Genomic DNA, 17,811 nt, shown 5'->3' on the forward strand with positions numbered 1-17,811 from the left:
CCCACGCAGCGTCCCGAATCGGTGACGCACCGTTCACCCCCGCGAGTGACCCCTGGCCCCCTCCTTGGAGGATCCCTACAAGGAGGGCCCGCAAAGTCGGTTCGCGTCGTGACCGTGCCCGGGGCCCCGCACCGGGCAGGCTGTCACGGTGCTCGTCTTCGTCTTCCCCGGCCAGGGTTCGCAGTCACCCGGCTTCCTCGCCCCCTGGCTCGAACTGCCGGGGGTCGCGGACCGGCTGAACTGGGCCTCCGCCGTCGTCGGCGACGACCTGCTCGCCCACGGCACGGTCTCCGACGCCGAGACGCTGCGCGACACCGCCGTCGCCCAGCCGCTCATCGTCGCCGCCGGCCTGCTGGGGCTGCGCGAACTCATCACCTCCCCCACCGACCTCGCCGCCACGGCCGGGGCCGTCGCGGGCCACTCCGTCGGCGAGCTCACCGCCGCCGCCGCGACCGGTGCGCTCACCCCCGAGCAGGCCCTCGTCCTCGTCCGCGAGCGCGGTCGCGGGATGGCCGCCGCCGCCGCCGTCCGCCCCACCGGGATGAGCGCCGTCCTGGGCGGGGACCCCGCCGAGGTCGCCGCGGCGCTGCAGGAGCACGGACTCACCCCCGCCAACGCCAACGGCGGTGGGCAGACCGTCGCCGCCGGCACCCTCGAGGCGCTGGCCGCGTTCGCGGCGAACCCCCCGGCCAAGGCGCGGGTCGTCCCGCTGCAGGTCGCGGGCGCCTTCCACACCGAGCACATGGCCCCCGCCGTCGGCGCGCTGGCCGCGCTGGCCGCGGGGATCGACCCCGGCACGGCGAGCGTGCCGATCGCCGCCAACGCCGACGGGGAACTCGTGACCGACGGTCAGGCCTTCCTCCAGCGGCTCGTCGCGCAGGTCAGCCGGCCCGTCCGCTGGGACCTCGTGACCGAGGCGTTCGCCCGGCTCGGGGTGACCGGTTTGATCGAGGTGCCCCCGGCGGGCACACTCACGAACCTGGCCAAGCGCACACTGAAGGGCGTGGACGTCCTGGCGCTCAAGACGCCGGACGACCTGGACAAGGCCCGCACCATGATCACCGACCACGGTGGCCTGGCCGCGACCGTGACGACCTCGGAGGCCACCCTGTGACCGCACTGACCGCTGCACCCACCCGCGAGGCACGCATCCTCGGGGTCGGCGCCCACCGCCCGCCCCGGGTCATCGACAACGCGGAGGTGTGCACCTGGATCGACTCCTCCGACGAGTGGATCCAGCAGCGCACCGGCATCAAGACCCGTCGCTGGGCGGCCCCCGACGTCTCCGTCGTCGACATGAGCGAGGACGCGGGCGCGAAGGCCCTGGCCGCCGCCGGTCTGAGCGGTTCCGACGTCGACGCGGTCATCCTCGCGACGGTCTCCTACCCCTTCCAGACCCCCGCGGCCGCGGCCGTCGTGGCCCACCGCCTGGGGGCGACCCCGGCGGCCGCGTTCGACATCTCCGCCGGCTGCGCGGGGTTCTGCCACGGCGTCGCCCTCGCGAGCGACCTCGTCCGCGGCGGCACCGCCCGCAACGTCCTCGTGATCGGGGCCGAGAAGCTCTCCGACTTCACCGACCAGCACGACCGCTCGACGGCGTTCCTCTTCGCCGACGGCGCGGGTGCCGTCGTCGTCGGCGCCTCCACCGAACCCGGCATCGGGCCCACGATCTGGGGCTCCGACGGCGGTCAGGCCGACCTGATCAAGTCCAAGTTCTCCTGGCTGGAGCTGCGCGCGGGCCAGACCGCGGACGCCGCGCTGGCCGCGGAGGAGCCCGGGACGGTCGGCGAGGTCGAGCACTGGCCGTTCCTGGAGCAGCAGGGCCAGTCGGTCTTCCGCTGGGCCGTGTGGCAGATGGCCCCCGTGGCGCAGGCCGCGATGGACGCCGCCGGCGTGAGCGCCGAGGACATCGACGTGTTCGTGCCGCACCAGGCCAACGCGCGGATCATCGACGCGATGGTCAAGCAGTTGAAGCTGCCGGAGAGCGTCCACGTGGCCCGCGACATCGTCGACATGGGCAACACCTCGGCCGCCTCGGTGCCGCTCGCGATGGAGCGCGCGGTCGCCGACGGTGACGCGCCCTCCGGCGGGCTGGCCCTGCTCATCGGCTACGGCGCGGGCCTGTCCTACGCCGCCCAGGTCGTCCGGCTCCCGTAGTCGGATGTCGTCTCCTGGCCACGAACCCCGTGGTCAGGTCGTTACCGGTGACCGCCAGGTCGCCGACCAGATGGAGGAGCAACGCATGGCCAGTGAGCAGGAGATCCTCAGCGGTCTCGCCGAGATCGTGAACGAGGAGACGGGCCTGCCCACCGACAGCGTCCTCGCGGACAAGTCCTTCACGGACGACCTCGACATCGACTCGCTGTCGATGATGACGATCGTCGTGAACGCCGAGGAGAAGTTCTCCGTCCGCATCCCCGACGAGGACGTCAAGAACCTGCGCACCGTGGGCGACGCCGTCGCCTACATCTCGCAGGCCCAGGGCTGAGCACCACCCACCGGCCGGCCCGCTCCCGCGGGCCGGCCACCCCGCCTCACACCACAGTTCGCCGCAGGGCTTCAGGAGGAGCTGACCGATCATGACCTCGACGACCACGAACAGGACGAGTTCGTCGCGCCGCGTCGTCGTCACCGGGCTGGGCGCCACGACTCCGCTCGGCGGCGACGTCCGCACCAGCTGGGAGGCCGCGCTCGCCGGCCGTTCCGGCGCCCGCTCGATCACCGACCCGTGGATCGAGGAGTTCGAGCTCCCCGTGACCTTCGCCGCCCAGGCGGCGGTGCGCGCCGACTCGATCCTCGAACGCCGCGAGATCAAGCGGCTCGACCCGTCCCAGCAGTTCGCCGTGATCGCCGCCCGGGAGGCGTGGGCCGACGCCGGCTCCCCCGAGGTGGACCCGCTGCGCCTGGGCTCGGTCGTGGCCACCGGCATCGGTGGCATCTGGACCCTGCTGACGGCCTACGACACCCTCAAGGAGAAGGGCGCCCGCCGCGTCCTCCCCCTCACCGTCCCGATGCTCATGGCCAACGGCCCGACGGCGGCGATCAGCATCGAGTTCACCGCCCGGGCCGGGGCGCACACCCCGGTCAGCGCCTGCGCGTCCGGGGCCGAGGCCATCGCCTACGGCGCCGACATGATCCGCACCGGCCGCGCCGACATGGTGATCTGCGGTGGCACCGAGGCCGCCATCCACCCGCTGCCGATCGCGTCGTTCACCTCGATGCACGCGATGTCCAAGCGCAACGAGGACCCGGAACGCGCCTCACGCCCCTTCGACTCCGCCCGTGACGGGTTCGTGCTCGGGGAAGGGGCGGGGATCCTGATCCTGGAGTCCGAGGAGCACGCGAAGGCCCGGGGGGCCCGCATCCACGCCGAGGTGCTCGGCGCGGGGCTCTCCGCCGACGCGTACCACGTGGCCGCCCCCGAACCCGAGGGTGCGGGGATCAGCCGGGCCATGCTCGACGCGCTGCGCCAGGCGGACCTGACCCCGGCCGACATCGTGCACGTGAACGCGCACGCGACGTCGACCCCGGTCGGCGACGTGGCCGAGGACAAGGGCCTGCGCCTGGCCTTCGGTGACGCCGTGGACGGCATCGCGGTCTCGGCGACGAAGTCGATGACCGGTCACCTCCTGGGTGCGGCCGGCGCGGTGGAGAGCATCTTCACGATCCTCGCGCTCCGCGACCGGATGGCGCCCCCGACGATCAACGTCGACGACCTCGATCCCGCGATCACCCTCGACGTCGTCCGCAAGGAGTCCCGTCCGTTGCCGGCGGAGGGGCGCCTCGTCGGCCTCAACAACGCCTTCGGCTTCGGCGGTCACAACGTGAGCGCCGTCTTCGCCACCCCCTGAGGCCCCGCCCCAACGACTTCTGGGGACTTCTCCACCCTTCCCGAGCGCGGGAGAGGTGGAGAAGTCCCCAGAAGTCGTTGGAGGGAGGTCAGCCGACCTGGTGCAGCCAGCGCACGGGGGTGTCGTCACCCGCGTGGCGGAACGCCTCGAGCTCGCAGTCCCAGGCCTCGCCGACGGCCAGCGCGAGCGCACGACGGGCGGCGTCGGCGTTCCCCTCGGCCATGAGGTCCATCGCGGCCCGGACGCGGTCCTCGGGCACCTGGACGTTGCCGTGCACGTCGGTGACGGCGTGGAAGATCCCCAGCGCGGGGGTGTGGCTCCAGCGACCGCCGTCGCAGCCCTGGGACGGTTCCTCGGTGACCTCGAAACGCAGGTGCGACCAACCGCGCAGAGCGGAGGCGAGCAGTGCCCCGCTGCCCTGCGGCGCCTGCCAGGAGTACTCCGCACGCAGGCAGCCGGAAGCGACCGGCTGGCCCGTCCAGTCGAAGGACGCGCGCACACCGAGAACACCGCCGGCTGCCCACTCGATGTGCGGGGTCAGCGCTCGCGGTGCGGAGTGCACGAAGAGCACGCCGCGGGTCGTCGCACCGGACATGCCGTTCTCCTTCTGCGTCGGTGTGAGGGACGTCTTCCCCAACGACCTCACGACACGCAGCGAACGACTATCGGTGATGCTCTGACTACACGGTGTGCTGCTCCGTTACCGCCATCATGCCTCACCGGACACCGGCGGCACCACCGCCTCGCCGGACTCTCAGGAACCACCCCCGGGCTGCCGATGAACCCTTCGGACCATCGACGCAGCACCAGACCAGGGGGACCCCGCGTGGACGACCAGCTCACCCAGCCCACGACCAGGGCCGCCACCGGGGAGATCTCCGAGGTCATCCGCCCGGCCGCGATCGTGCCCGAGGAGGCGGCCCGGTCCGTCCTCGTCGAGCTCGCGCTGCGCGACGTGCAGAACGGTGGCGTCTGGCAGGCCGGCCCCTCGCTCTGGAGCCGCTACGACCGCCCCTGGCACGGCGCGGAGAACGCCGCGGGTGCCGAGCTGATCGGGCGCATCCACGTCGCCTACGGCACCCCCACCAAGTACGAGATCACGATCTACCGCGTGACCGTCACCCTCTTCGGCAGCCAGCTCGGCTGGAGCGTGGAGTCGCTGTGCGACGAGGCGCTCGGACACGGCGGCCTGCGCCTGCAGGACTGCCCCCGCGCCACCCTCGCCGCTCCCCCGCCCCCCTTCCGCGGCTGACCGTCCCCTCGCCACTCCTGGGAGACTTTCCACCCTTCCCAGGCCCGGGAGAGGTGGGAAGTTCCCCAGAAGTCGTTGCGCGCGAGAACGGTGGCACCATCGTCGCGTGCCCGATCCCGCACAGCCCCCGCGCCGTCACCACCACCGTCCCGCCCTGCCCGGCGACGACGCCATCGTCTCCATGGCCGGCGGGGTCGACCCCTCGGCCGTCCAGGAGGCCGCCCACGCCGCGGCCAGCGCCCTCGTCCACGGGGCCCGCTCCGCCCGGGACTCCGAGGTCACCCGTCGCGTCGTCCGGCTCGCGCAGGACGAGGGCCTCGAGGTCATCGCCGACCTGTGGGCCGACGCACCCGCGGACACCCTCGCGGGCTCGCTGTGGCGCCTCTACGTCCTGCGGACGTGGGTGCAGCGCCAGCCCGTCGCCGTCGCCCGTCAGTACGCCGAGGGCCGCCGGCACGCCCCAGTCCTGGAGGTCGTCGCCGGGGTCGCGGACCCGCCGGGACCGGCCGAGGTGTCGGCCATGGTCGACGCCGTCCTCACCGGGGTGGCGGAGGGGGACTTCGCCGTCACCCTGGAACGGGCCGCGGCCTTCTGCCGGATCCTCGCCATCGGCCGGGCCCACGACGCCGACGCCCCCGCGGCGGAGGACGCCGCGAGCGCGCTGACCCACTCCGCGGCCCGCCTCGTCCGCACCGCGGAGCAGCTCGAGCACGCCGCCGGCCGGTGGCGACACGGAGATCTGGGCTGACCCGCAGCGCGCCTGGGCTGGGCGCATCGCCGAGGGCTCGTTACAATGGGAGTGCGTCGGGCCGCGGTAGCCCCGGGTCCCAATTCAAGCCGCTACGAGCGGCCGTGCGCCGTGAGGCGCTTCCCGGTCCGGCGCACCTTCGTGAACACCAGGGTCAGGTGAAGAGCCCCTCGCCCCACGAGCCCCCCGCGGAGATCCCGGGCGGGCACGCGAAGATCGCCGAGCCGGTGTGCTTGAGGTACTCCGTGAGCGCGTCCTTCGCGCCGAGCTTGCGCTGGACCGCGACGAACTGCGACGCGGGGTCGTTACCGAAGACGATGAAGAACAGGCCCGCGTCGAGCTGTCCCGTGGCCAGGTCGAGGCCGTCGGTGTAGGAGTAGCCGCGGCGCAGCATCCGCATCCCCCCGTTGGTCTCCGGCGCCGCCAGGCGCACGTGCGCGGCGACGTCGATGGCGGGCTTCCCGGTGGCCGAGGTCTTCGCCAGGTCGAGCGCGTCGAACTCCTTCGTCCCCGACAGCGGCGCCCCGGAGACCTTGGCCCGGCCGATGACCCGTTCCTGCTCGTGCAGCGAGGCCCGGTCCCAGCTCTCGATGAGCATCCGGATGCGGCGGGCGACCAGGTAGGTCCCGCCCCGCATCCACTCCTGGTCGACGGCGGGTGATCCCTCGCCCCCGACCCAGACGAAGCGGTCGAGGTCGGCGGTGTCCTCGGCCCGCAGGTTGGCGGTGCCGTCCTTGAAGCCCATGAGGTTGCGCGGCGTCGCCTGCGTGCTCGACGTCGTCGAGGTGCGCCCGAAGCCCAGCTGCATCCAGCGCACGGTGACGACGCCGCGCCCGATGCGCACGAGGTTGCGGATCGCGTGGAAGGCGACCTGCGGGTCGTCCGCGCAGGCCTGCAGGCAGAGGTCGCCGCCGCACTTGGTCGGGTCGAGCTGCTCCCCGGGCAGCGCGGGGAGCTCCTCGAGGTTCGCGGGGCGACGCTCGGCCAGGCCGAAGCGCTCGTCGAACAACGACGGTCCGTAGCCGAGGGTCACGGTGAGGTTCGCGGCCGGCAGTTCGTGGGCCTCGCCGGTGTCCTGGGGCGGTTCCCCCGGAGCGCCACCGAGGCCACCCGGGCCGCCGACGGGGACACCGGTCGCCATGGTCGCGGTGGCCTCGCTCCAGCGCTGCAGGACGTCGGCGAGGTCGGCGGGGTTGCGGCTCGTGACGTCGAGCGCCGCGAACACCAGGGAGTCCTGGGCGGGGGTGACGATGCCGGCCTGGCGGGCACCGTGGAAGGCGACCGTCGAGGCCGCCGCGGCCGCCGCGGCCGTGGTGGTCGCCGTGTCCCGCCCGGCGAGGGCGCTGACGCCGACACCGACCCCGGCGGCACCGACGACCGCGGCGCCCGTGAGGACGCCGCGGCGGCTGGGACGAGCTGCGTTCACGGGTTCGTCCTCACTGGTCCGCAGCGCCGACGACCTTGCCGGACACCGTGGACAGCGGCTCGGCCAGCGCGTCGACGGCGGTCGCGAGCTCGCGGACCTGGTCCGGGGTCAACGTCGTGTAGAGGGCGTAGGTGTCGCCCTGCTGGTAGGGCGCCAACGCGCCGGTGACGGTGTCGAACTGGGTGGTGAGGGTCGTCACCAGGTCGGGGTCGGTGACCTGCAGCGCCGGGGTCAGCAGGTCGAAGGCCTTGCGGGCGCCGTCGACGTTGGCCGCGAAGTCGAGCAGGTCGAGGTGGGAGTAGGCCTCCTCCTCGCCCGTCACCTTGGACTTGGCGACCTCGTCGAGCAGCCCGCTGGCCCCGTTGGCGAGGTCGGCCGGCTGGTAGGTCGTCGTCTGCACGAGCTCTGCGAGCTTCGCCACGTTCGCGTCGAGCTCCTGGGCCACGGGGGTCATGCCCGCCGTCGTGCCGTCGACCCAGAGGGCCTGCTCGATGCGGTGGAACCCGCCCCAGGTGCTCGGGTCCTCGACGTCGGCGATGCGCGCGTCGATGAGCGGATCGAGGTCGCCGAAGCTCTCCGCGACGGGTTCGATGCGCTCGTAGGGCACGCGCGCCGGGCCGTAGAGGGACTTGGCCTTCTCGACGTCGCCGGCCTGCACCGCCGCGGTGAAGGCCGAGGTCGCGGTGACCAGGTCGGCGACCTGGGCCTCGACGTAGTCCTGGTAGCCCTGGGTGGCGGCCGCGAAGAGCGGGTCCGCGGTGCCCGACGCCGACGCGGCGGCCCCCGTGACGGTGAACTTCGAGGACTCGGTGGCGGCGTTGGGGCACTGGACGGTGTAGTCGCCGGCGTCGAGCGTCAGCGAGAACGTCCCCTTCAGCCCGGGGGTCAGGTTCTCCCGCTCACCGACGATCCGGCCGCCCGAGTTCACCAGTTCCCCCTCGGTCACCGAGCTCGCGCCCTCGTTGACGACCTCGAAGGTCCTGGCCCCCGCGGTCACCGAGGTCGGCTCCGCGGTGCAGCCGTCGTCGGTCAGGGTGATCTTCACGGTGCCCGGGGCGCCGGAGGCCCCGCCGGAGGCCGCCTCGGAACCCCCGCCGCAGGCGGTCAGCAGCAGGAGGGGACTCGCGGCGAGGGCGAGGAACAGGCGGGGCTTCGTGGTCACGACAGACCTTTCGCAGGGACGCGGGAGAGCGGGAGTCAGACGGAGACGGGTTGCGGCGCGGCAGGCTGGCGCGAGCGCCGCGGCCACAGGACGACGACGAGCATGGGCACCAGGTAGACCAGCCAGCCGATGACCTCGGCGACGGTCGGCCGGGGCTGCCAGCCGAGGACGCCCATCAGCAGGGCCGCACGGACGGTACCGGGCTCCACGACGGTGGAGAGGTCCAGCGCCTGAGCCTGTCCGGCCAGCAGCCAGCCCGCCTCGTAGGCGGTGTGCGCGGCGGACATGACCAGCCCGGCGGCGACGAGGACGAGCAGGACACCCGTGACGCGGAACAGGCGAGCGAGGTTCAGCGTGATGCCGCCGCGGTAGACCAGGTAGCCGAGACCGACGGCCAGCAGGATCCCGAGCGAGGCACCGACCGCGCCCTCGGCGTTGCTGCCGGACGCCTGGTAGGTGGCGAGCAGGAAGACCGAGGTCTCGAGCCCCTCGCGCAGGACGGCGAGGAAGGCCATCGCGACCAGCGCCCACGCGGAGCCCTTGGCCAGGGCGCTCGAGGCGGAGGCCTCGAGGTCGGACCTCATGGAGCGGGCGTGGCGGGTCATCCAGACGATCATGTAGGTGACCATCGCGACGGCGACCAGGGCCAGGACGGTCTCGAGCTGTTCCTGCTGGCGCTGCGGGAGTTGCTGCGTCGCGACCTGCAGGGCGGCGGCGGCCCCGACGCAGAGGAGCACGGCCAGCACGACCCCCGCCCACACGGAGCGCAGCGCACGACGCTGCCCACGCTGGACGAGGAAGGCGGCGACGATCCCGACGATGAGGGAGGCTTCGAGGCCTTCACGCAGTCCGATGACGAACGTGGCGAGCACGGGGAACTCCTCCGGCCGGGACGATGGGGACCCACCGAAGTGAGGTGAGCCTCGCCGATGCTAGGCCTGCCTCACCTGCTGCGGACTCCCTCGGGGCCCGGATGTGCGACACATCACACGGGCGCGCAGGAACGTCGCCGGGGCGGCGGCGTTGAGGGACCCGGTCCCACCACCCTGCTGGCTCTCGACGGGGAGGCACGGGCAGGATCGACCCCATGTCGCTCGACGCTGCCCGCCCCCCGGCGCCCACCACCAGCCCGTCCGGCGGCCTGCCGAGAGCCGCGGACGTCGAGGAGGCGGCGCAGCGACTGGCCCAGGTCGTCACCCGCACGCCGCTGGAGACGAACCCGCGGTGGTCGGCCGCCCTCGGCGCGCACGTCCGGGTCAAGCGCGAGGACCTGCAGGCCGTCCGTTCCTACAAGCTGCGCGGGGCCTACAACCTCGTCGCCCAGCTGAGCGAGGACGAGCGGGCCCGTGGCGTCGTCACCGCCAGCGCCGGCAACCACGCCCAGGGCCTGGCCTACGCGTGCGCGGCCCTGCGCGTGCACGGCCGCATCTACGTGCCCCGCACCACGCCCCGCCAGAAGCGCGACCGCATCGCGGCGCTGGGCCAGGAGTTCGTCGAGACGATCGTCCTCGGCGACACCTACGACGACTCCGCGGCCGCCGCGACGCAGGACGCCGCACGCAGCGGCGCGACCCTCGTCCCCGCCTTCGACGACCCCCGCACCCTGACCGGGCAGGGGACGGTCGCGGTCGAGGTGTTCGAGCAGCTCGCCGAGTTCGACGAGGAACCCCCGGACGTCCTGGTCGTCCCCGTCGGCGGTGGCGGCCTGCTGGCCGGGGTCCTGACCTGGGTCCGCGAACGCCACCCGCAGGTGCGGATCGTCGGCGTGGAACCCGAAGGGGCGCCGTCGATGGCGGCGGCGCTCGCCGCGGGCCACCCGGTGCGCCTGGACACCCTCGACACCTTCGTCGACGGTGCGTCGGTGCGTCGCGTCGGTGACGTCACGCACGCCGTCGTCGCCGGTCACGAGGTGGAACTCGTCACCGTGCCCGAGGGGGCGATCTGCGTCGAGATGCTCGCGATGTACCAGACCGACGGGATCATCGCCGAACCCGCGGGCGCGCTCGCGACGGCGGCCCTGGCCGAGGCCGTGCGCGTCGAACCCGGCCAGAGCGTGGTCTGCGTCGTGTCCGGCGGCAACAACGACATCAGCCGCTACGCCGAGATCATCGAACGCGCCCTGGTGCACGAGGGCCGCAAGCACTACTTCCTCGTCGAGTTCCCGCAGGAACCCGGCGCGCTGCGCCGCTTCCTCGACGAGGTCCTCGGGCCGGACGACGACATCGCGCTGTTCGAGTACGTGAAGCGCAGCAACCGCGAGTTCGGACCCGCCCTGGTGGGGATCGAGATCCCCGGCAAGGACGACCTGCCCGGGCTGCTCGCCCGGATGGAGGCCGCTCCCCCGACGTTCGAACGGATCTCCGCCGCCGAGCCGCTCTACCGCTACCTGCTCTGAGGCGTCTCGCCGCGCAACGTCGTCCGCATCCAGGCCTCCACGTTGGCGACGTGCAGCAGCGCGGCGGCGTGGGCGCGGTCGCGGTCGTGCTCGCGCACGGCCTGGTAGATCGCGGAGTGCTCGTCGATCGTGCGCTGGCGGGAGTCGGCGACGGTGAGCGCGCGCCAGACCCGGGCCCGCACGGTGGCACCGGAGACCCCCCGCAGGATCGCGGCGAGCGCGGCGTTGCCGCTCGCCGTCGCGAGCGCCGCGTGGAACTGCTCGTCGTGAGCGACGAGGGTCTCCTCGTCCTCGGCGTGCTCCATGCACCGCAGGTGGTGGGCCACGAGCGCGAGTTCAGGCTCGCCCGCCCGGACGGCGGCGAGCGCCGTGGCCTGTGGTTCGACGAGTCGCCGGCACTCCATGACGTCCATGAGGTCCTCGTCGCGCATGAGGTCCACGGCGTCGGCGATGCCGGTGAAGAGGAGGTCGGGCGTGAGGCTGGTGACGTAGGTCCCGTCGCCCCGGCGCACCTCGAGCACGCCCGCGGTCGCGAGGGCACGGACCGCCTCGCGCAGGCCGGACCGCGAGACGCCCAGCTGGTTCGAGAGGGCGGCTTCCGCAGGTAGTCGTTGTCCCGGCCGCAGCTCGCCGCTGATGATGAGTTCCCGGACCCGCCCGATGGCGGCCTCCGTCAGGGGTGCGGCCACACCGATCTCCTCCTCCACCGGGTGACCGGACCCCCGTGGAGTCCTGGACGTCGCCCGGCGTCACGTCGTCGGGACATTGTGCCTGGGTGGCCCCGTCGACATAGACATCTGATGTCTCCCCCGATACCTTCGACCTGACAGCTCCACCGACCGGCAGGAAGACGCGGTGGGGCGGGCGTCTGCCCCGGCAGTGCCCCAGGTACGACGTCACTGGAGACGCCGCGCCGACGAATCATCAGATGCCTGGAGGAATCGTGACCACCCGTCCCGCCGTCTTCACCGCCCTGGACGTGCACGACGTCCGGTTCCCCACCTCCGAGCACCTCGACGGCTCCGACGCCATGAACCCGGAACCGGACTACTCCGCCGCCTACGCCGTCCTACGCACCGACGCCGGCGACGGGCACGAGGGTCACGCACTCGCCTTCACCACCGGGCGCGGCAACGACCTCCAGGTCGCCGCGATCCGGGGTCTGGCCCCCTACGTCGTGGGGCGGACGGTGCAGGAGGTGCTCGGTGACCTCGGCGCGTTCTCCCGCGACATGGTCCACGAACCGCAGCTGCGGTGGCTCGGACCGGAGAAGGGCGTCGTGCACATGGCCATCGGCGCCGTGCTCAACGCGGCCTGGGACCTGCGGGCCAAACGAGCCGGACAGCCGCTCTGGCGGTTGCTGGCCCACCTGGACCCCGAGGAACTGGTCTCGCTCGTCGACTTCCGCTGGCTCTCCGACGCCATGACGCGCCGGGAGGCCCTCGACCTCCTGCAGCGCGCCGTCCCCGGCCGGGCCGAACGCGAGGAGGAGCTGCTGCGCCTCGGCTACCCGGCCTACACGACGACACCGGGATGGCTGGGCTACTCCGACGAGAAGCTGGAGCGCCTCTCCCGCGAGGCCGTCGCCGACGGCTTCACCCAGATCAAGCTGAAGGTCGGCGCCGACCTCGTCGACGACGTGCGCCGGATGAAGGTGGCGCGGGCGGCGGTGGGCGACGACGTCCGCATCGCCGTCGACGCCAACCAGCGCTGGGACGTCAGCGAGGCCATCTCCTGGATGCGTGCGCTGGCCCCCTTCGACCCCTACTGGATCGAGGAGCCGACCAGCCCCGACGACGTCCTCGGCCACGCCGTGGTCCGGCGTGCGCTGCACCCCATCAAGGTCGCGACGGGTGAGCACGTCGCCAACCGGGTGATGTTCAAGCAGCTGCTGCAGGCCGGCGCCGTGGACGTCGTGCAGATCGACGCGGCCCGGGTGGCGGGGGTCAACGAGAACATCGCCATCCTGCTCCTCGCCGCGCACCACGGGGTCCCGGTCTGCCCGCACGCGGGCGGGGTCGGACTGTGCGAGATGGTCCAGCACCTCTCGATGTTCGACGTCGTCAGCGTCTCCGGGACCTGGCAGGACCGGGTCGTCGAGCACGTGGACCACCTCCACGAGCACTTCGTGACCCCCGTCCAGCTCGAACGCGGCCGCTACCGCGCACCCACCGCCCCGGGCGGGGGCGGGGAGATGCTGGTCGGCTCCGTCCTCGAGCACACCTACCCCGGCGGCCCGGTCTGGGTCGCCCGCGGCGCCCGCTGAAGCGCTCCACGCCCCCTCGCTCCACGCCCCCTCGCTCCACGCCCCCTCGCTCCACGCCCCCTCGCTCCACGCCCCCTCGCTCCACGCCCCCTCGCTCCACGCCCCCTCGCTCCACGCCCCCTCGCTCCACGCCCCCTCGCTCCACGCCCCCTCGCTCCACGCCCCCTCGCTCCACGCCCCCTCGCTCCACGCCCCCTCGCTCCACGCCCCCTCGCTCCACGCCCCCTCGCTCCACGCCCCCTCGCTCCACGCCCCCTCGCTCCACGCCCCCTCGCTCCACGCCCCCTCGCTCCACGCCCCCTCGCTCCACGCCCCCTCGCTCCACGCCCCCTCGCTCCACGCCCCCTCGCTCCACGCCCCCTCGCTCCACGCCCCCTCGCTCCACGCCCCCTCGCTCCAGCCCACCGGAAGGACCCAGCCCGTGCTCTCCCCGCACGCCCACCACGACGGCCACCTGAGGAGGCCCGCGTGAGCACCCACCTCGCGGCCCGCTACCACCGTGCGGGCACCGTGACCGCCGACGAGGTCCTCCGGCGGGAACCGGGGCCCGAGGAGGTCGAGATCGCCCCCCTGTTCACCGGCATCTGCGGCACGGACCTGCACATCGCGGCCGGGCACATGGACGGGCGCGTCAGCGTCCCGGCCGTCATCGGTCACGAGACCGTCGGGCGCGTGAGCGCGCTCGGTCGCGACGCCACGGGCTGGGAGGTCGGCGACCTCGTGACCGTCGTCCCGTTGCGCCCCGACGGGACCTGTCCCACCTGCCGCAACGGCCACTCCCACGTCTGCGACCACCTCGACTTCCTGGGGATCGACTCCGACGGGGCGCTCGCCGAGCACTGGGTGGTCCCGGCCCACACCCTCGTCCGCGTCCCCGAGGGCACCGAACCGCGCGACGCCGCGCTGCTGGAACCCACCTCGGTCGCCGTGCACGACGTCCGGCGCGCCCGGCTGGCCCCCGGTGAGCTCGCCGCCGTCGTGGGAGGTGGCCCGGTCGGCCTGCTCATCGCCCTGGTGGCCCGCCACGTCGGGGCCGAGGTCGTCCTCTCCGAACCCGACCCGACCCGCCGGGAGCTGGCCGCCCGGCTCGGCATCGACGCCGTCGACCCGACCCACGAGGACCTCGCCGACGTGACCCGCGCCCGTTCGGGAGGCGCCGGCGCGGCGGTCGCGTTCGAGGTGTCCGGCTCCGAGCCCGGGTTGGCCGCGGCGGCGGCCTCGCTCGCGGTGCGCGGCCGGCTCTGCCTCGTCGGCATCCACGCCGCACCCCGCACCGTCGACCTGCACCCGTTCTTCTGGCGCGAACTGGAGCTGCTGGGAGCCCGCCTCTACGAGCGCCGGGACGTCGAGGAGGCGGTCCGGTTGGTCGCGGGCGGGGAACTGCCGGTGGCGCAGCTCGTCTCGCACGTCCTGCCGCTGGCCCGCGTCGAGGAGGCGTTCGCCGCGCTGGCCGCGGGCGGCGCGGTCAAGGTCCTCGTCGACTGCCGGCCCGCCGGCGGGTCGACGTCGTGAGCGGCCCCTTCGACCTGACCGGCTCGGTGGCCGTCGTCACGGGGGCCAGTCGCGGCATCGGTCGTGCCTGCGCGCTCGCCCTGGCCGCCGCGGGAGCCGACGTCGTCGGGGTCGCCTCGACGCCGCCCGAGGGCGCCGTCGCCGAGGAGGTCCGGGGGCTCGGCCGCAGCTACGAGGCGCTGGGCTGCGACTTCGCCGACCCCGCGGCCGTCGCCGACCTCGGCGACCTGCTTGCCGCCCGGCGGGTGGACGTCCTGGTGAACAACGCGGGCACCATCCGCCGCTCGCCCGCCGCCGATCACCCGCAGTCCGACTTCGACCACGTCCTCACGGTCAACCTCACCAGCCAGTTCGCCCTCACCCAGCGGATCGGGCGCTCGATGCTCGCCCGCGGCCGGGGCAAGGTCGTGTTCACCGCGTCCCTGCTGAGCTTCCAGGGCGGGGTCAACGTCCCGGGCTACGCCGCCGCCAAGCACGCGGTCGCCGGCCTGACGCGGGCGCTCGCCAACGAGTGGGCCCCGCACGGGGTGAACGTCAACGCGGTCGCCCCCGGCTACGTGGTGACCGACAACACCGAGGCCCTGCGGGCCGACCCGGAGCGCTCCCGTGCGCTGCTGGAACGCATCCCGGTGGGTCGGTGGGCCTCCCCCCAGGAGATCGCCGGCCCCGTGGTCTTCCTGGCCTCCCCGGCGGCGGACTACGTCCACGGTGTCGTCCTGCCCGTCGACGGCGGCTGGCTCGCGCGGTAGGTGGCACGCGGAACGGGACCGTCCCCCCGGGGCGGTCCCGTTCCGACGTCGCTCAGGCGGTGACCACGTCCAGGACGTACTCCGTCCCGCCGCGGGCCGGGAAACCGACGCTGGCCCCACCCGGGAGCACCTCCCCGTGGAGCGAGACCGTCACCGCGTCCGTACCCGTGCCCCGGACGCTGACGCGCAGGTCCCCGTCACGACCGGCGACGATGCGCGCCCTGCGCAACGCCGAACCCGACCACTCCAGGTCGACGACGTGCCCGCCCCGCGCCCGCAGACCGCTGACCCGCCCGGCGACCCAGCTCGGCGGCAGCGCCGGCAAGAGGTCGAGGACCCCGTCGTGACCCTGCAGCAGGGTCTCGGCGATCCCGGCCACCGCGCCGAAGTTCCCGTCGATCTGGAAGATCGCGTTCCCGGGCCACCCCTCGTGCGGGTGCAGGTCCAGCAGCGACTCCGAGGTGAGGTCGGCGGCGAGGACGCGCAGGTGCTCCTCGGCCCGGGCACCGTCGCCGAACCGGGCCGCGAGGCAGAGCACCCAGGAACGGCTCCAGCCGGTGTGCCCGCCGCCGTGCCCGAGCCGTTCGTCCAGGGCCGCAGCGGCGGCGTCGAGGACGTCGGGGCTCCGGCGGGCCGTGACCCGGGTCCCCGGGAACACGCCGTAGAGGTGCGACACGTGCCGGTGCCCGGGTTCCGCCGACCCCTTGCCGGGGTCCCACTCCTGCAGGACCTCGTCGAGCACGGCGGGCAGCGCCAGTCGGTCCAGCGCGGCCCGCACCTGCGCCGCCAGGTCCTCGTCGTCCGGTCCGCCCCCGTGGCCGGCCAGCAGCTCCAGGTAGTGCGTGAACACCTCGCGGAGGAGTTCCCGGTCCATGGTGGAGCCCGCCGTCACCGCGGCCTGCGACCCGTCGGGCAGCAGGAAGGTGTTCTCCGGCGACGTCGACGGACTCGGGACGAGCGCGCCGTCCGCGTCGGGTACGAGCAGGTCGAGGGCGAACGCGGCGGCGGCCCGGTGCACGGGGATCGCGACCCGCGTGGCGAAGTCGGTCCCCGCGGAGCCGAAGTCGAGGTGGTCGTAGGTGTGCGCGGCGAGCCAGGGCAACGCGGACGGCCAGTTCGACCACAACGGCCGTCCCGCCACGGCGCGGGTGAACCGCCACACGTCGGTGTTGTGGTGCACGACGGCACCACGGGCGCCGTAGTCCAGGCGAGCCGTCTCCGCACCCGCCTGCGCGAGGTCGAGCGCCAGGTCGAACAGCGGCGCGTGCAGGTCGGCCAGCGCGGTCGTCTCCGCGGCCCAGTAGTTCATGGGCAGGTTGATGTTGGTCGTGTAGTTGCTGCTCCAGCCCGGGCGGACGTCGACGTTCCAGATGCCCTGCAGGTTCGCGGGCTGGGTGCCCGGGCGTGAGGAGGCGATGAGCAGGTAACGGCCGAGGTCGAAGAGCTGCTCCGCCACCGCGACATCCCGTTCGTGGCCGGGGACGGCCTCCACCGCGAGGTCCACCCGGTCGAACCGCGACCGGTGTTCCTGCTCGGTGCGTTCCCGCAGCAGGGCCGTCGCCTCCCCCGCGGCGGCCAGCACCCGTTCACGAGCCTGCGCCAGCAACGGTTCCACCGCGCCGAGCGGACGTTCGCGCCAGCCACGGAACCCGGTCACCACGGTGGCCGTCAACCGGACCTCGCCACCGGTGGAGTGCACCAGGGCGGCGACCGCGAACCCCGAGCCGCGCGCGACCGTTCCGTCGGCGTCGGGGTCGTCGTCGGCGTAGCGCACGGGGTCGTCGTCGGGGACGTAGTTCGGGACGACCGTCGCGGGAACCCGGCCGGCGGCCAGCAGCAGGGTTCCCTCGGGGACCTCGTGCACCTCCTGGACGAGCAACGGGTGCGGGCTGGAGAACCCCACCGAGGGGGCAGCGGTACCGGCCGCGGCCACCCCCACCAGGACCCCCGCGCCCGGGGCTACGAAGCTCTCCAGCCGGTGGTCCTGCCCGCCCCGGCGGTAGCGGGTGGAGGCGACGGCGCGGGCCAGGTCGAGTTCCCGGACGTAGTCGCTGACCCCCGCCTCCGGGCCCTCTGCCGCGTAGCGCCAGGTGAGTCGGCCCACCGGCTGGTACGACTCCGTCCACCCCGACGCGTGCAAGCGTCGCGCGAGGTCGTCGGCCCGGTGGTGGTCACCGGCCGCCACCGCCGCGCGCAGCGCGGGCAGGACGTCCGCCGCCCCCGCGTCGGTCCGGGGACCGACCGGGCCCCCGGACCACAGGGTGTCCGCGTTCAGGTCGAAGGTCTCCTCCCCCACCGCTCCCGCGACGGTCACCCCCAGCGATCCGTCACCGAGCAGGAACGCGTCGGCGAAGCGGGAGGCGGGTTCGGTGCAGCTGAGCACGTGACGAGGCGGGGCGGTGGGGTTCACTGTCTCTCCGAGCTGGGTGGGACGGGCGGTTCGTGGTGAC

16 protein-coding genes are annotated in these 17,811 nt (G+C 73.7%); 10 read left to right on the forward strand and 6 right to left on the reverse strand.

The features are described 5' to 3' along the window. Window positions 1-148: 148 nt before the first annotated feature. The 4 genes from SJY07_RS03995 (at window position 149) to fabF (ending at window position 3,851) form a co-directional block, all read left to right on the forward strand. Window positions 149-1,114: an ACP S-malonyltransferase gene (locus SJY07_RS03995; RefSeq protein ID WP_380157180.1), complete on the forward strand. Its 966-nt coding sequence runs from the start codon at window positions 149-151 to the stop codon at window positions 1,112-1,114. Then, window positions 1,111-2,157 carry a beta-ketoacyl-ACP synthase III gene (locus SJY07_RS04000; protein ID WP_328295529.1) on the forward strand — a complete coding sequence of 349 codons (1,047 nt, stop codon included), beginning with the start codon at window positions 1,111-1,113 and terminating at the stop codon, window positions 2,155-2,157. Before SJY07_RS03995 ends, SJY07_RS04000 begins: the two co-directional genes overlap by 4 nt. Before the next feature lie 85 nt (window positions 2,158-2,242). Continuing rightward, window positions 2,243-2,488 carry an acyl carrier protein gene (locus SJY07_RS04005; protein WP_012086932.1) on the forward strand — a complete coding sequence of 82 codons (246 nt, stop codon included), beginning with the start codon at window positions 2,243-2,245 and terminating at the stop codon, window positions 2,486-2,488. Window positions 2,489-2,579: 91 nt separating this feature from the next. Beyond that, window positions 2,580-3,851, forward strand: a complete 1,272-nt coding sequence (fabF, locus tag SJY07_RS04010) for a beta-ketoacyl-ACP synthase II (RefSeq protein ID WP_328295528.1) — start codon at window positions 2,580-2,582, stop codon at window positions 3,849-3,851. Window positions 3,852-3,939: 88 nt separating this feature from the next. Here the strand turns inward: fabF and SJY07_RS04015 are convergent, their stop codons facing one another. Next, complete coding sequence (locus SJY07_RS04015; protein ID WP_328295527.1) at window positions 3,940-4,446, reverse strand: DUF3145 domain-containing protein; 507 nt, start codon at window positions 4,444-4,446, stop codon at window positions 3,940-3,942. A gap of 231 nt (window positions 4,447-4,677) precedes the next feature. On the opposite strand from SJY07_RS04015, the gene SJY07_RS04020 reads away from it, so the two are divergent. Together SJY07_RS04020 and SJY07_RS04025 are read left to right on the forward strand one after the other, a co-directional pair. Next, window positions 4,678-5,103, forward strand: a complete 426-nt coding sequence (locus SJY07_RS04020; RefSeq protein ID WP_328295526.1) for a hypothetical protein — start codon at window positions 4,678-4,680, stop codon at window positions 5,101-5,103. Window positions 5,104-5,209: 106 nt separating this feature from the next. After that, entirely contained in the window at window positions 5,210-5,851 is a 642-nt protein-coding gene (locus SJY07_RS04025) for a hypothetical protein (RefSeq protein WP_380157183.1), read from the forward strand. A 154-nt stretch (window positions 5,852-6,005) separates the two neighbouring features. On the opposite strand, the gene efeB is transcribed toward SJY07_RS04025, so the two are convergent. Genes efeB through efeU form a run of 3 tightly spaced genes read right to left on the reverse strand, consistent with a single transcriptional unit; the run spans window position 6,006 to window position 9,311 of the window. Beyond that, the gene (gene efeB, locus SJY07_RS04030; RefSeq protein ID WP_380157185.1) at window positions 6,006-7,277 is read right to left on the reverse strand and encodes an iron uptake transporter deferrochelatase/peroxidase subunit; all 1,272 of its coding nucleotides are present in this window, start codon (window positions 7,275-7,277) and stop codon (window positions 6,006-6,008) included. A 10-nt stretch (window positions 7,278-7,287) separates the two neighbouring features. Continuing rightward, window positions 7,288-8,439 (reverse strand): iron uptake system protein EfeO, encoded by a 1,152-nt coding sequence (efeO, locus tag SJY07_RS04035; protein ID WP_328295523.1) that lies wholly within the window; start codon window positions 8,437-8,439, stop codon window positions 7,288-7,290. Window positions 8,440-8,474: 35 nt separating this feature from the next. Then, complete coding sequence (gene efeU / locus SJY07_RS04040) at window positions 8,475-9,311, reverse strand: iron uptake transporter permease EfeU (protein WP_328295522.1); 837 nt, start codon at window positions 9,309-9,311, stop codon at window positions 8,475-8,477. Window positions 9,312-9,526: 215 nt separating this feature from the next. On the opposite strand from efeU, the gene ilvA reads away from it, so the two are divergent. Next, window positions 9,527-10,834, forward strand: coding sequence for a threonine ammonia-lyase IlvA (gene ilvA / locus SJY07_RS04045; protein WP_328295521.1), 1,308 nt, complete (start codon window positions 9,527-9,529; stop codon window positions 10,832-10,834). On the opposite strand, the gene SJY07_RS04050 is transcribed toward ilvA, so the two are convergent. Further along, window positions 10,822-11,523, reverse strand: coding sequence for an FCD domain-containing protein (locus SJY07_RS04050; protein ID WP_328295520.1), 702 nt, complete (start codon window positions 11,521-11,523; stop codon window positions 10,822-10,824). The genes ilvA and SJY07_RS04050 overlap by 13 nt on opposite strands. 239 nt (window positions 11,524-11,762) lie before the next feature. Between SJY07_RS04050 and SJY07_RS04055 the strand changes: the two genes are divergently transcribed. The 3 genes from SJY07_RS04055 (at window position 11,763) to SJY07_RS04065 (ending at window position 15,361) form a co-directional block, all read left to right on the forward strand. Beyond that, entirely contained in the window at window positions 11,763-13,100 is a 1,338-nt protein-coding gene (locus SJY07_RS04055) for an enolase C-terminal domain-like protein (RefSeq protein ID WP_380157188.1), read from the forward strand. 468 nt (window positions 13,101-13,568) lie between these two features. Then, entirely contained in the window at window positions 13,569-14,612 is a 1,044-nt protein-coding gene (locus SJY07_RS04060; protein ID WP_380157190.1) for a zinc-binding dehydrogenase, read from the forward strand. Beyond that, window positions 14,609-15,361, forward strand: coding sequence for an SDR family oxidoreductase (locus SJY07_RS04065; RefSeq protein ID WP_328295517.1), 753 nt, complete (start codon window positions 14,609-14,611; stop codon window positions 15,359-15,361). The genes SJY07_RS04060 and SJY07_RS04065 overlap by 4 nt, the downstream gene beginning before the upstream one ends. Window positions 15,362-15,413: 52 nt before the next feature. Here SJY07_RS04065 and SJY07_RS04070 read toward each other — a convergent pair whose 3' ends face one another. Then, entirely contained in the window at window positions 15,414-17,744 is a 2,331-nt protein-coding gene (locus SJY07_RS04070; protein ID WP_380157193.1) for a glycoside hydrolase N-terminal domain-containing protein, read from the reverse strand. Between the last annotated feature and the right edge of the window lie 67 nt (window positions 17,745-17,811).

The organism is Kineococcus sp. R86509 (genome assembly GCF_042466365.1).
Taxonomy (GTDB): domain Bacteria; phylum Actinomycetota; class Actinomycetes; order Actinomycetales; family Kineococcaceae; genus Kineococcus.